The 13,811-nt window shown below is 50.7% G+C and carries 12 protein-coding genes; 7 read left to right on the plus strand and 5 right to left on the minus strand.

The window, feature by feature from the left end; all coding sequences use genetic code 11:
* Positions 1 to 32 precede the first annotated feature (32 nt).
* From ispB to RF679_RS16095, 7 genes are all read left to right on the plus strand, one after another.
* The gene (ispB, locus tag RF679_RS16065; RefSeq protein ID WP_373921789.1) at positions 33 to 962 is read left to right on the plus strand and encodes an octaprenyl diphosphate synthase; all 930 of its coding nucleotides are present in this window, start codon (positions 33 to 35) and stop codon (positions 960 to 962) included.
* Positions 963 to 1,572: 610 nt separating this feature from the next.
* A complete protein-coding gene (pilB, locus tag RF679_RS16070) occupies positions 1,573 to 3,306 on the plus strand; it encodes a type IV-A pilus assembly ATPase PilB (protein WP_309481642.1) in 1,734 nt (577 codons plus the stop codon).
* A gap of 19 nt (positions 3,307 to 3,325) precedes the next feature.
* Positions 3,326 to 4,558, plus strand: coding sequence for a type II secretion system F family protein (locus RF679_RS16075; RefSeq protein ID WP_309481643.1), 1,233 nt, complete (start codon positions 3,326 to 3,328; stop codon positions 4,556 to 4,558).
* A complete protein-coding gene (locus RF679_RS16080; RefSeq protein WP_309481644.1) occupies positions 4,558 to 5,424 on the plus strand; it encodes a prepilin peptidase in 867 nt (288 codons plus the stop codon). The genes RF679_RS16075 and RF679_RS16080 overlap by 1 nt, the downstream gene beginning before the upstream one ends.
* Position 5,425: 1 nt before the next feature.
* A complete protein-coding gene (gene coaE / locus RF679_RS16085) occupies positions 5,426 to 6,049 on the plus strand; it encodes a dephospho-CoA kinase (RefSeq protein WP_309481645.1) in 624 nt (207 codons plus the stop codon).
* A 102-nt stretch (positions 6,050 to 6,151) separates the two neighbouring features.
* Entirely contained in the window at positions 6,152 to 6,907 is a 756-nt protein-coding gene (gene zapD, locus RF679_RS16090) for a cell division protein ZapD (protein ID WP_309481646.1), read from the plus strand.
* A gap of 30 nt (positions 6,908 to 6,937) precedes the next feature.
* The gene (locus RF679_RS16095; RefSeq protein WP_309481647.1) at positions 6,938 to 7,129 is read left to right on the plus strand and encodes a DNA gyrase inhibitor YacG; all 192 of its coding nucleotides are present in this window, start codon (positions 6,938 to 6,940) and stop codon (positions 7,127 to 7,129) included.
* 62 nt (positions 7,130 to 7,191) lie between these two features.
* Here the strand turns inward: RF679_RS16095 and RF679_RS16100 are convergent, their stop codons facing one another.
* The 5 genes from RF679_RS16100 to ruvA all read right to left on the minus strand — a co-directional run bounded on the left by RF679_RS16100 (position 7,192) and on the right by ruvA (position 13,370).
* Complete coding sequence (locus tag RF679_RS16100) at positions 7,192 to 8,751, minus strand: sigma-54-dependent transcriptional regulator (RefSeq protein ID WP_309481648.1); 1,560 nt, start codon at positions 8,749 to 8,751, stop codon at positions 7,192 to 7,194.
* A 165-nt stretch (positions 8,752 to 8,916) separates the two neighbouring features.
* Positions 8,917 to 10,194 (minus strand): D-amino acid dehydrogenase, encoded by a 1,278-nt coding sequence (locus RF679_RS16105; RefSeq protein WP_309481649.1) that lies wholly within the window; start codon positions 10,192 to 10,194, stop codon positions 8,917 to 8,919.
* 69 nt (positions 10,195 to 10,263) lie between these two features.
* Positions 10,264 to 11,379 (minus strand): alanine racemase, encoded by a 1,116-nt coding sequence (alr, locus tag RF679_RS16110; RefSeq protein ID WP_309481650.1) that lies wholly within the window; start codon positions 11,377 to 11,379, stop codon positions 10,264 to 10,266.
* 324 nt (positions 11,380 to 11,703) lie between these two features.
* Positions 11,704 to 12,771 (minus strand): Holliday junction branch migration DNA helicase RuvB, encoded by a 1,068-nt coding sequence (gene ruvB, locus RF679_RS16115; protein WP_309481651.1) that lies wholly within the window; start codon positions 12,769 to 12,771, stop codon positions 11,704 to 11,706.
* Between the two features lie 17 nt (positions 12,772 to 12,788).
* Positions 12,789 to 13,370 carry a Holliday junction branch migration protein RuvA gene (gene ruvA, locus RF679_RS16120; RefSeq protein WP_309481652.1) on the minus strand — a complete coding sequence of 194 codons (582 nt, stop codon included), beginning with the start codon at positions 13,368 to 13,370 and terminating at the stop codon, positions 12,789 to 12,791.
* Positions 13,371 to 13,811 lie beyond the last annotated feature (441 nt).

A 13,811-nucleotide genomic window follows, 5' to 3' on the forward strand; every position in this document is an offset into this window, starting at 1 on the left:
AACAAACCATCAACCAATTGATCGCGCCTGATATGGCCGCTGTCAACCAGGTTATCCGTGAACAACTTCACTCCGATGTTGCGCTCGTCAGCCAAATCTCTGAGTACATTATCAATGCAGGTGGCAAGCGCATACGCCCCGTTCTGGTATTGCTGATGGCGAACGCCTATGGCTATCAGGGCAAACATCATTTCGATCTCGCTGCGATCGTCGAGTTCATTCACACGGCAACGCTGCTGCACGATGATGTCGTTGACGAATCCTCAATGCGTCGCGGCCGTCAAACGGCAAATGCTTTGTTCGGCAATGCGGCTTCCGTGTTGGTGGGGGACTTCTTGTACTCACGCGCCTTCCAGATGATGGTGAACATCGACAGCATGCAGATCATGCGGATCTTGGCCGATGCCACCAACGTGATCGCCGAGGGCGAGGTATTGCAACTCTTAAACATGCACGATCCGGACGTCACTGAAGAACGTTATCTAGAAGTGATCCGCTGCAAAACTGCAAAGCTCTTTGAAGCTGCCGCTGAAATCGGCGCTTTAATTAGCGGTGCCACAGCAGCGCAAATTGCAGCAGCCGGTGAATATGGACGCAGCTTGGGAACTGCCTTTCAGTTAATTGATGATGTGCTCGATTACTCAGGCAAAGCCGAAGAGATCGGCAAAAACGTTGGTGACGATCTGCGCGAAGGCAAACCCACTTTGCCGCTGATCTACTTAATGAAGCACGGTAGTGAAGAAGACCGGCAGCTGGTTCGCACCTGTATTGAACAAGGCGATGAGAGCAAGTTCGACGCTATTTTGCAGGCGATTACGCACTCTGGCGCCTTGGACTACACCAAACAGCAGGCAGATCAAGCAGCGGAACGTGCGGCAGCAGCAATTGCCGATCTACCTGCCTCCGCTTACAAACAGGCTTTGCAGGATTTGGCATTCTTAGCCGTCAATCGCAATCATTGAAACAAGCTAGTGCCCAAGCTTTTGGGCACTACTCACCTTTCTCGACGCAGCTCTGCTGAGCCTACTAGCGCAAGTACGAATTCTCTAATCCCTCACTCAACTCTAGTGCAGTCACTGAACGGCATGCCGCTCAGCACCCAACCTTTTATCCGCCGCTTGGATGAATTGTCGGTGAAATTACAACACTTCGATAGGCGCACGCTCTCAACCTTGAAACACGCACAAACGAATGATGACGTATGCCCGACTTCGCCTCAAACGGCGCGCACACAACTGAATACTCCTCGCACTCCCTCTACGAATGGAACATTCCACAGCGCGGTGACGGTGCTCGGCTACCCATCAGCACTCTCTAAAACGCAGACACACCAAGAAAATCGTCTTCGTCTCTACAAGTTTGGTGGCATTTAGTTAATGAATCCGGATACCGCTCATCCTTGTAGACATTGCCCAGTGCAAAACTTTCAAAGTATCATAAACGCTTGAAAAACAAATACTAATGCGCATTAGCTCAAGCTCTGGCTGAGCTCCTTGTATGTTTACAAATGCGCAGCTAAGCTGCATTATCACAAAGCAACTGACGATTACCCTTTTCTTTTGACGAAAAACCATGTCCGCAGTCCAACCTAATGCCACCAATTCACTACCAGTTTCGGGCCTCGCTCGCGCACTGGCACAGGCCAATCTGGTAACGGCACCGCAGATCGAAGCAGCTCAGAAAAAAAGTCAGATCGAAAAAAGCCTGTTTCTTGATGCCCTGATTCAATCCGGCGCCATTCAGCCCCGTGACTTAGCAAGTTTCTGCTCCGAGACCTTCGGCTATCCACAAGCAGACCTGAGCTTGTTCGATGAGGCACAGTTGCCAGAAAAAATCATCGATCACAAGATGATGCAAAGCCACCGAGTAGTCGCGCTCGCGAAGAAAGGCAATAAAGTTTTTGTAGGGATTTCAGATCCCACTAACGCTGCCGCGATTGATCAAATTAAGTTCCAAACTGGCCTAAGTGTTGATCTCATCATCGTGCAGCATGACGTGCTCAGCAAACTGGTTGAGAAACTGAGCAAGACATCAGAGCAATCGATTACCGATCTCGCTGCCGACGATTACGAACTCGAGTTCACCGAAGACGATCTCAATTCTGGGGTCGCCGACACCGCGCAAGCCGCAGCCGAAATCGATGACGCTCCAGTCGTTAAGTTCTTGCAGAAAATGCTGATCGATGCGATCAATATGGGCGCATCCGACTTACACTTCGAACCGTTTGAAAAGTTTTATCGTATCCGTTTCCGAGTCGACGGCGAATTGCGCGAAATCGCGCAGCCACCTCTTGCCATCAAAGACAAATTGGTTTCGCGCATCAAGGTCATTTCCAAGCTAGATATTTCCGAAAAACGGGTGCCACAAGACGGTCGTATGAAATTGGTACTGTCACCGACCAAAGCGATCGACTTCCGTGTCAGCACACTGCCCACTCTATTCGGCGAGAAGATCGTTATGCGTATTTTGGACGGTTCCCAGGCACAAATGGGGATTGACGCGCTCGGTTACGATGCGGATCAAAAAGAAATTTTGATGGATGCGATCCATCGCCCGTATGGCATGGTGCTAGTCACTGGACCAACTGGTTCTGGTAAAACGGTTTCACTCTACACCTGCTTGAATGTCATCAATAAGCCAGGCATCAATATTTCAACTGCGGAAGACCCTGCTGAGATTAATTTGCCGGGGGTAAATCAGGTTAACGTCAACGATAAGGCAGGTCTGACCTTCCCTGTCGCGCTGAAAGCTTTCTTGCGTCAAGATCCTGACATCATCATGGTTGGTGAGATTCGTGACTTAGAAACAGCCGACATTGCCATCAAGGCAGCGCAAACAGGTCACATGGTGTTCTCAACCTTGCATACCAACGATGCGCCATCGACGCTAACGCGCTTGATGAACATGGGGGTGGCGCCTTTCAATATCGCTTCTTCGGTCATTTTGATTACCGCACAACGTTTGGCACGCCGTCTTTGCACCTGTAAAAAGCACGTCGACGTGTTAGATGAAGTTTTACTGCAAGCTGGTTTCTTGGAAGAAGAATTAGACGGTACTTGGAAACCATACGGCCCAGTCGGCTGCGAGCGCTGCAGTGGCTCAGGTTACAAAGGGCGCGTTGGTATTTATCAAATTATGCCGATCACCGAAGCGATCGAGAAACTCATTCTTGCGAACGGCACTGCCTTGGAGATACGCAAACAATCTGAGTCAGAAGGCGTTAAAGGCCTGCGCCGCTCGGGCTTACAAAAAGTAAGACAAGGTCTGACCAGCCTCGAAGAAGTGCTGGGCTGCACCAACGAATAAACCGTTTAGGATCACATAGATGGCGACACCACAAAATAGACCAGCCAAACCAGCGGTCGCAAAAGATGCACTCTATGCTTGGGAAGGTAAGGACAAGCAAGGTAAGACCGTACGCGGTGAGATTCGCGCTCAAGGTGAAGCAGTTGTGAATGCAACCTTGCGTCGCCAAGGCGTCATTGTGACCAAGGTCAAAAAGAAAACCTATAGTAGTGGTCGCAAAATCACTGACAAAGACATCACCTTATTCACACGCCAATTGGCGACCATGATGAAAGCGGGTGTGCCTTTGCTGCAGTCCTTCGACATCGTTGGTAAAGGTCATGCCAATCCTTCTGTTTCGAAACTTCTACTCGATATTCGTAACGATATCGAGACTGGTACCAGCTTGAATCAAGCCTTCCGCAAGTATCCCCTGTACTTTGATGCCCTGTTCTGTAACTTGGTGGGAGCTGGCGAGCAAGCCGGTATTTTGGAAGAACTCTTAACGCGCTTGGCGATCTACAAAGAAAAAACTTTGGCGATGAAAGCCAAGATCAAGTCGGCACTGACTTATCCGATTGCGATCTTGGTGATCGCGTTCGTGGTGACCGCTGTGATCATGATTTGGGTGGTTCCCGCTTTTAAAGAGGTATTCACCAGCTTCGGCGCTGAACTGCCGGCGCCGACCTTGATCGTGATGGCGATGTCTGACTTTTTCGTCAGAAATTGGTACTTCATTTTCGGCGGTATTTTCGGCACCATCTATTTCTTCTTCCAAAGTTGGCGACGCTCGCTGGAAATGCAGCGCATGATGGATCGTTTGCTGTTACAAGCCCCCATTTTCGGTGACGTAATTCGTAAAGCGACCATCGCCCGTTGGACTCGTACTTTAGCCACCATGTTTGCGGCAGGTGTGCCCTTAGTGGAAGCGCTTGATTCCGTGGGTGGTGCGTCGGGCAATGCCGTCTACCTCGACGCAACCGTCAAGATCCAAACCGAAATCACCACCGGTACCAGCCTGACGATCGCCATGCAAAATGCCAACGTATTCCCTTCGATGGTGACGCAGATGGTGGCGATTGGTGAAGAATCTGGTGCGCTTGATGCGATGCTAGGTAAAGTCGCTGATTTCTATGAAGAAGAAGTAAATGAAGCCGTCGCCTCGCTATCGAGTTTGATGGAACCAATGATTATGGCGATTCTCGGTGTTTTGATTGGTGGCTTGGTGGTCGCGATGTACTTGCCAATCTTCAAACTGGGTTCGGTGGTTTAATGCTCGATTTACTTTTGCAGACGCCACCACATACTTTGGTGAGCGCAGTTTTCTTCGGCATCATCGGTCTGTTAATCGGTAGCTTCCTAAACGTAGTGATTCATCGCGTTCCTAAAATGATGGAACGCGATGAAGAGAACATCATTGCTGAGGCAAACGGTAAAGACCCCGTCCACACCGATCGCTATAATCTCATGGTACCGCGCTCAGCTTGCCCGCATTGCGGCCATCAAATCACGGCGCTCGAGAATATCCCGGTTATCAGTTACCTCGTGCTCGGTGGTAAATGCAGCGGCTGCAAAGCACCGATTTCAGTGCGCTATCCCATCGTGGAGGCCATCACTGGCCTACTCTCCGCCTTCGCCATCTGGCATTTTGGTAGTGGCATCGAAGGCTTATCTGCCATGCTTTTGTTGTGGTTTTTGGTGGCCTTGACTGGCATTGACTTCGACACCCAACTGTTACCCGATCAACTCACTCTCCCTTTGGTTTGGTTGGGGCTGTTAGTCAATACACGCTACGCTTTTACGAGTTTGGAGCAGGCCGTCTTGGGCGCTGTATTCGGTTACATGTCCTTGTGGACCGTTAATGCCGCCTATCGACTATGGCGCGGCCATGATGGCATGGGGTACGGCGATTTCAAATTGCTCGCGGCCTTGGGTGCGTGGTTGGGAGCCATGAACCTGCCCTTTATCATCTTAGCCGCATCTGTGGTCGGCTCCGTATTCGGCATCATTATGCTGATCGGCAAACGTCTCGGATGGACTATTCCATTCGCTTTCGGTCCTTTTCTAGCTGGTGCAGGAATGATTTCGCTATTCTGGGGTAATCAAATCACCATGCTCTACCTCGGCTTATATCGTTAATATGAATGCAAGTGTCGCACCTAGCTTCAGCCTAGGCATTACGGGTGGTATCGGCAGTGGCAAAACGACCGTGGCCAATATGTTCGAAACACTGGGCGCTACCATCATCGACACCGATCTGATCGCGCATCAAGTCACTGCACCACAAGGCTTGGCCATCGATGCCATTTGCGCGGCCTTTGGCAAGGAAGCCCTCGATGAAAATGGTGCGCTCGATCGCAAGAAGATGCGGGAACTGGTCTTTAAGCAGCCTCATGCACGCCGCCAACTGGAAGCCATCTTACATCCGATTATTCGGCAAGAATGTGAGCGCCAAGCTTTGTATGGCGCTGGCGCCTACCCCATTTTTGTGGTGCCCTTACTGTACGAATCAGGGACGTGGGCCGAACGATTGACACAAATCTTGGTGGTGGACTGTGAAGAAGAAACGCAAATCCAACGCGTCATGAGTCGCAATGGTTTTAGCCGCCAGCAGGTCGAAGATATCTTATTGATTCAAGCGACCCGTGCCGAACGTCTCAGCATTGCCAACGATGTGATCAACTCAGACCAAGACTTGGAAGAAATTCGATTGCAGGTCGCTGATCTTCATCAAAAGTACTTGAAATTAGCACAGGCTGCGTAAACAAATGCACGCAATGTTTGTAATTTTCTCCGGCTTGGTTCAGAATCACGTGAAGCCAAAAAATAAGAAAAAATCGGCAACCAAATTTACAGGGAATTTATTTTGATCGTTTACGAATACCCTTTCAACGAGCGTATTCGCACGTTGTTGCGATTGGAAGATCTATACGAGAAGTTTTCCTTCTTCTTACACCAATCTGATCCTCTGCAACATCATGTCGCTATCGCCACTATCTTCGAAATGCTCGAGGTAGCAGGTCGTGCCGACCTTAAATCCGATTTGCTGCAAGAACTTGATCGTCAGAAAATGACTTTGATGGGTTTTAAATCGAACCCCAACGTCCAAGCCGATATGCTCGATCAAGTCATCAATGAAGTAGAACGCGCCAGTGCCACCTTGATCGCTTCCTCTGGCAAGACCGGTCAAAACATTCGCGACAACGAATGGCTCATGAGCATTCGTGGTCGCACTATTATCCCTGGCGGCGCGTGCGAATTTGATTTGCCAAGCTACCACGCTTGGAAGAAGCTCCCCGCCGAAAAGCGTTTTGCCGATATTTCGAACTGGTTCGCCCCTTTAGCGCCGCTGTTCGAAGCGATTAATGTAGTTTTACGTCTGTTACGGGAATCCGGCGGCACCACCAAAGTGATTGCACAAGGCGGTAGCTACCAGCAAATGCTACAAGGCAAAGTGTACCAACTCTTACGCGTCACCTTGCCCCGTGAAATGGGTGCCATTCCTGAGATCTCCGCCAACAAGTACATGCTGTGGATACGTATCATGTCGCAAGACGGTGATATGAAACCGAAGCCATTTGAAGGCGACGTACCTTTCGATCTCACGCTCTGCAATTTCTAAGTTTCTCGCAAAGATTAAATCGTTTTAATTATGGCAACAATCGTTTCTTGCCCGACCTGCGGCGCCAAAGTGCAATGGGGTCCCGAGGCGCAATTCCGCCCCTTCTGCTCAGAGCGCTGCAAACAAATCGACCTGGGCGCATGGGCCGATGAGAAATACACGATCCCGGCTGTCAATTTGCCTGAAGATCTCGACAATCCTGACGCTGAGAAACTCAATTAGGAATTTTGACGTTGACTCTCGTGCTGACAGCATTCCAGCAATACAGAACTCTTACGCTTCACCTACTTCTTCGGAATCCCATGCTTACGCAGCTTGGCTGCGATCATGGAATGCGAAGTCGCTAATCGTGCGGCTAATTTTCGGCTCGATGGATATTCTTGATACAGCTTGCTGAGCAAGGCCGTTTCGAATTGATTGACGGACTCTTCCCACGTCTCCGCTTCCTGAATCGCCATCGCATTCGGCTGTATCGAATCTTCTGCCCAATCGAGATCAGCCGCATCTAACACACGTTGGTCGGCCATGGTGATAGCGCGGAACACAACGTTTTGCAATTGCCGCACATTGCCGGGCCAACGGTTATTTAACATCGCAGTCGTGGCCGCTTGATTCAGACGCGAAATCGGTTTCTGAGCTTGCGTACAAGCGCGTTCAATGAAATGACGCGCCAACAGTAAGATATCGTCTGCACGCTCACGCAGCGGTGGCATTTCGAGGTGCAACACGTTCAAACGATAAAAGAGATCTTCGCGGAAGCTGCCCTCTTGCACCATTTTGCGCAAGTTGCGATGGGTGGCACTGATGATGCGGACATCCACTTGGATTTCTTTATCACCACCGATACGGCGGAATTTGCCATCGTTTAAGAAGCGCAAAAGTTTCGCCTGCAAGTACAGCGACATCTCACCAACCTCGTCGAGAAACACCGTACCACCGTCCGCCATCTCAAATAGGCCGGGCTTACCACCACGATTCGCGCCGGTGAATGCACCGGCCATATAACCGAACAATTCACTCTCTGCCAAACTCTCCGGCAAAGCTGCGCAATTCAATTCGAGGAATGGCGCATTACGGCGCGCACTGACGCCATGACAAGCTTGCGCCAATAGTTCTTTGCCAGTGCCGGTCTCGCCAGTAATCAACAATGGCGCATCGACCACCGCCACGCGCGCCGCACGTTTTTTCAAAACGCGAATTTGTTCCGACTCGCCAATAATCGCTTCAAAACCACCGAGCTCGGCGTGAGCGATCGCATGCAAACGTTCACCAATCCGCTTCGGTGCGGTAAGAGTTAACAAAGCGCCGACCGCCTTGCCATCGTTACTGGTACCGGCTGCCGACAAAGGCTCAAACACGGGCGTCACGTCCATCATAAACGGTTCACCATTGAGTAAGACTTCGCGTGTCGGCGCACAGAATTCATTGGCGATCAATTCGTGTTGAATGGTGTGATCTTGCAGTACTTGGTAGAGCGACTTCTGGCACAGCTCTTTTTCCGAGCAACGCGCCACTTCGGCCGCTGCGGCATTAGCAATCACAATGCGACCCAATGCATCAATCGCGATCACAGGATCTTCCATCACGGCCATGATGGTGTCGAGATTCAAACTGCGACGCATGCCCGGCAGAATATCAACCACCTCGATGGTGCCAACGCCAGGCACTTGGTCACAGTCCGCCTGCAAAGCTGGCAACATCGCCTGTTTAAGCTCAGGGATATCGATGTAGATATTCGGCGGATCGACTTCCACCGCTTGCACATTCAAACCCTGACGCGCCAATACCGCGAGGATTTCGTGGGCGATACCGACCCGATCTTCGAAGGGAATATTGACGCGCATAATGTAATACTCAAAAAACGGAAAAACAAAACCTCTCAACACAGAGGCACGGAGACACAGAGAAGGTCAGGAGAAAACCAAAAACAAAATCGCTCTTTGTTCTTGTTTTGTCTCCTTGCCTTAGTACTTCAACTCTTCAATGTTACGTGGTTCTCAATTCGATTCTTAAACCGCAATCGGGCGATTCATGCGGCCGTAGCGGTCCATGTACAAACCGTCGGTTGCGATCGCTGGTTTCTTGCCGGAGATGAGATCCGCCAAGAACTGACCGGAACCGCAAGCCATGGTCCAACCCAAGGTACCATGACCTGTATTCAAGAACAAATTGCGATACGGTGTAGGTCCAATCACAGGTGTGCCGTCCGGTGTCATCGGGCGCAAGCCTGTCCAGAACTCAGCTTTGCTGACATCGCCGCCTTGTGGAAAGAGATCAGTCACAGAGTGCACCAAAGTTTTACGGCGCGACTCGCGCAAGCGCAGATCGTAACCGGTAATTTCAGCTGTACCGCCGACGCGAATACGATCACCCAAACGCGTAATCGCCACTTTGTAAGTCTCATCCATCACGGTCGATTCTGGCGCGCCTGTGGCGTCGGTAATCGGCACAGTGATGGAGTACCCTTTGATCGGATACACCGGAATCTTGATACCCAATTCGCGCAGCATGATAGGAGAATAACTGCCGAGTGCCAGAACAAAACGATCAGCGGTAAAGCTACCTTTGGACGTTTCTACACTCTTCACATGATCACCTTCGGCAACCACGCGTTGAATGCTGACGCCGTATTCAAACTTCACACCCAAACCTTCGGCCAACCTCGCCAAGTTCTGGGTGAACTTGAAGCAGTCGCCCGTTTCATCGCCAGGCAAACGTAAAGCACCAACAAACTTTTCGCGCACATTTTTGAGCGCGGGTTCAACACGCAAACATTCATCGCCCGACAGCGATTCGAAAGGCACGCCATAGCGTTTCAAGATATCGATATCGGCTTGCGAAGCGTCGAGCTGTTGCTGGTTGCGGAACAATTGCAAAGTCCCCTGGGTGCGCTCGTCGTATTGAATGCCTGTGTCTTCACGCAATTGCTGCAACACGTCGCGGCTGTATTGCGCCATGCGCAGCATACGACCTTTGTTGATCTCATAGCGTTTGCTGGTACAGTTCATCAGCATTTGGAAGACCCAACGCCACATCGCAGGATCGGTACTCGGACGTATTGCCAAGGGGCTGTGTTCCATCATCAACCACTTAATCGCTTTCAATGGCACACCAGGACCGGCCCATGGTGCAGAATAGCCAGGAGAGACTTCACCTGCATTGGCGAAACTGGTTTCCAAAGCAGCACCGGGTTGACGCTCAATCACTGTCACCTCGTGACCAGCTTTAGCCAAGTAATATGCGGTCGCGGTTCCAATAACACCTGCACCTAAGATGACGATTTTCATACCTTTTTCCCAATCTACAATCGAATAATTTTTGTGTGTTTATTTGTGCGTCGCTTACTTCACGAACGCTCAATCAACATAGTGACGTTGATAACGCGGTCCCAAACTGGTGAGAATTTCATAGCCTATCGTGCCCGCTTGGCGAGCGACTTGATCGACCGTATTGTTCGGACAAATCAAATCCACCAGAGCACCTGAATACAGCAAATCACTATCAACATGACTGACGTTGAGCGTGATGGTATCCATCGAGACGTTACCGACCATCGGCACCTCAACGCCCGCAATATGCGCCACGCCGCAATTACTCAAACTGCGCAACCAACCATCGGCGTAACCGACCGAAACCGTCGCGATGCGCGAAGGCTGGGTCGCACGCCAAGTTTTGCTATAGCCGACACTGGCGCCCATAGGAATTTCACGGACTTGAATAATGCGACCCTGCAATTGCACAACCGAGTGCATAGGGCTCGCTTGCCCTGCAACCGGCGCCACACCATACAAGGCAGCACCGGGACGCGCTAAATCGAAATGAAAATCGGGGCCGAGAAAGATACCGGAAGAATTCGAGAAACTTGCTTTCAACCCGACGTAATGTTGGCGCAGCCGCTCCAACACATTTTGAAAGGACTTCAACTGCATTTGATTCATAGGATCGAGCTGATCCTCTGCACAAGCGAGATGGCTCATGGCGTAACGTAAATCGATGCCATCCGTGATCGAGAAATCATTGAGCCACGCGGTCAACTCAGCCTGCGACAAACCCATGCGCGCCATGCCGGTGTCGATTTGAATCACCGCTGGCAAGGCTTGATTGCGCTCTTGCGCTAATTTGCGCCACGCTGTGATTTGATCTAGGCTATTCAACACAGGCGTGCAAGCGTACTCAATGAATTCCGCTTCGTAACCGACTGGCGAACCGTGCATGACATAGATATCGATGTCACGCGCAATGTGAGCACGTAAGCTAATCGCTTCTTCCAATTGCGCCACGAACAAATGACGACAACCTTCTGCCACCAAGGCCTTGGAAACCGGCACCGCGCCCAAGCCATACGCATCGGCCTTGACCGCTGCACCACAAGCCGCTTTTCCCAAGCGCCCTTGCAAATAGCGGTAGTTAGCGCGCAATGCACGCAAATCGATCGTCAACAGCGCCCCAGCGCGCCCAGCTTCCTGCAACATATCCACCTCGACAAAACTTCAACCGCTACAGATTAGCAATTGCCATGCCATCCCATTTGGCTCGCGCATGAGGCCGCTCGCACTCGGAAAATCAGGGACTTAGCCTTTTGGTGTGAAATTCTAACAGAATAGGCTGTATCGAAATAAATACAAGGAAAACTCTTCGAACTAAGGAATCAGGGTCTTTCTCTCTGAAAAAAGCAGAAAAAGTCAGGCTGTATTAAAAATTATACGACGTATGGTTTTTAATACACATAGACAAGCATAGGTATTGAAACAGAATGCTCGGATACCTAGACTTCAACAGCAGCCACTTAGGCAATCTTACCCACCCCACAAATCCCCAGTAGGATTCGCACGAGGCGCAGTGAGGCCGAAGTGTTCATAGGCGCTTGCCGTGGCGATACGTCCGCGTGGTGTGCGCTGCAAATAGCCTTGTTGAATGAGGTAAGGCTCCAAGACATCTTCAATGGTGTCGCGCTCTTCGCCAATCGCGGCTGCAACGTTGTCGAGACCGACTGGACCGCCGCCGAATTTGAAGAGGATCGCTTCCAAGAGTTTTCTATCCATCAAATCAAAACCGACCGCGTCAACATCCAACATCTTCAATGCCGCATCAGCTGCTGCTTTGGTGATTTCGCCATTGCCTTTGACTTGCGCATAATCACGCACACGGCGCAATAAACGATTGGCGATACGTGGCGTGCCGCGAGCACGACGGGCAATCTCGAACGCGCCCTCCTCGCGAATTGGCACCTCCAATAAATTCGCCGAGCGCGTCACGATGCGCGCCAACTCTTCTGAAGTATAGAACTCCAAACGCGCCACGATACCGAAACGATCGCGCAAAGGATTAGTCAACATGCCCGCACGCGTGGTCGCACCAACCAAGGTGAACGGTTGCAAATCCAACTTCACGGAACGCGCCGCTGGACCTTCACCAATCATGATATCGATTTGGTAGTCCTCTAAGGCCGGATACAAAATTTCTTCGACCACTGGTGAGAGGCGATGAATCTCGTCGATAAACAAGACATCGTTAGCCTCTAAATTGGTCAGCAGCGCGGCCAAATCACCTGCACGTTCCAACACAGGACCTGAGGTCTGACGCAGATTGACGCCCATCTCACGTGCGATGATGTGTGCCAGCGTCGTCTTACCCAAACCTGGCGGACCGAACAACAAAGTATGATCGAGCGCTTCTTTACGCTGACGCGCAGCACCGATAAAGATCTCTAATTGATCACGAATCTTTTCCTGCCCCACATATTCATCCAACTGCTTAGGACGCAAAGCGCGCTCAATCGCTTCTTCATTCGGCGAAGACGGCGTCGCACTGATAATCCGCGTATCAGCGAGCTGGGTGGAGAGGTTATCGGTTTGTATGCTCATGCTCATTCAACTCGCGTTTAACTTTTCGACAGGGCTTTCAAGGCCGCCTTAATACCGTCCGACACACCCGAACCCGCAGGCACCAACTTCAATGCCGCCAAGGCTTCTTTGTCGGAATATCCCAAGGCCAACAAGGCATTCAAAATATCGGCACTATGATCGCCCGCTGCAGCAGCGGCACCAGCAGAACCCAAATCGGCGCCGAGCTTGCCTTTTAATTCCAACAAAAGACGTTCGGCAGTTTTCTTACCAATCCCCGGCACCCGGGTCAAACGCCCAGCCTCTTGCAAAGTAATCGCTTGCGCCAAATCGGTTACCGACATACCCGACAAAATCGACAAAGCGGTACGCGCTCCCACACCGCTGATCTTGATCAGTTGCCTAAAAGTCGCACGTTCTTCTGCCGTACCAAAACCGAACAGAACATGCGCATCTTCACGAATTGCCAAGTGCGTCAACAGCGCGACCTTCTCACCTAGTGCCGGCAAATTGTAGAAAGTGCTCATGGGCACATCGATCTCATAGCCAACTCCTTGGCAATCCACCATGATTTGGGGTGGATTTTTTTCAATCAACGTTCCGGCAATGCGACCGATCATGGTGGGCTTTCATACTGTATAAATAAGCAGTAATCATAAACGATTCTTGGGGGGTTGTGGGGACTGATGTTTTTGGGTTGGTTGTTTGTTTTGCACATTCAACGAACTATCTTTATTGAAAGTTTGCTTATCGATGGCAGTCGAACGCTTTTGGCTCTTTTGCACTTCCTCGCAATAACGCTCATGTGATGCAAAAAATAGGGTGGACGCCTAGCCGTCATGCCGGACTTGATCCGGCATCCAGTGGCGTTCTTGGTTTGGGTTCTTGGGTAGATTATTAGCTGGATCTAAATTATCTTTTTCGTGCATTGACCGTCTGTAGGTCGGGGGTGGCCCGACAGCCAGTTACCTTTTTTGCTTCGCCAAAAAAGGTAACCCAAAAAAGGCGACCGCACTAAATCGCCCTTCGGGTTCCCAATGATGCACAACAAAAAATGGGAA

It is taken from the genome of Undibacterium cyanobacteriorum, assembly GCF_031326225.1.
Taxonomy (GTDB): domain Bacteria; phylum Pseudomonadota; class Gammaproteobacteria; order Burkholderiales; family Burkholderiaceae_D; genus Undibacterium; species Undibacterium cyanobacteriorum.

Bases quoted from the DNA above. Each gene is read 5' to 3' on its own strand.
- ispB (WP_373921789.1), top strand. From the start codon at position 33: ATGGCCGCTGTCAACCAGGTTATCCGTGAACAACTTCACTCCGATGTT.
- pilB (WP_309481642.1), top strand. From the start codon at position 1,573: ATGTCCGCAGTCCAACCTAATGCCACCAATTCACTACCAGTTTCGGGC.
- RF679_RS16075 (WP_309481643.1), top strand. From the start codon at position 3,326: ATGGCGACACCACAAAATAGACCAGCCAAACCAGCGGTCGCAAAAGAT.
- RF679_RS16080 (WP_309481644.1), top strand. From the start codon at position 4,558: ATGCTCGATTTACTTTTGCAGACGCCACCACATACTTTGGTGAGCGCA.
- coaE (WP_309481645.1), top strand. From the start codon at position 5,426: ATGAATGCAAGTGTCGCACCTAGCTTCAGCCTAGGCATTACGGGTGGT.
- RF679_RS16095 (WP_309481647.1), top strand. From the start codon at position 6,938: ATGGCAACAATCGTTTCTTGCCCGACCTGCGGCGCCAAAGTGCAATGG.
- RF679_RS16100 (WP_309481648.1), bottom strand. From the start codon at position 8,751: ATGCGCGTCAATATTCCCTTCGAAGATCGGGTCGGTATCGCCCACGAA.
- RF679_RS16105 (WP_309481649.1), bottom strand. From the start codon at position 10,194: ATGAAAATCGTCATCTTAGGTGCAGGTGTTATTGGAACCGCGACCGCA.
- alr (WP_309481650.1), bottom strand. From the start codon at position 11,379: ATGTTGCAGGAAGCTGGGCGCGCTGGGGCGCTGTTGACGATCGATTTG.
- ruvB (WP_309481651.1), bottom strand. From the start codon at position 12,771: ATGAGCATACAAACCGATAACCTCTCCACCCAGCTCGCTGATACGCGG.
- ruvA (WP_309481652.1), bottom strand. From the start codon at position 13,370: ATGATCGGTCGCATTGCCGGAACGTTGATTGAAAAAAATCCACCCCAA.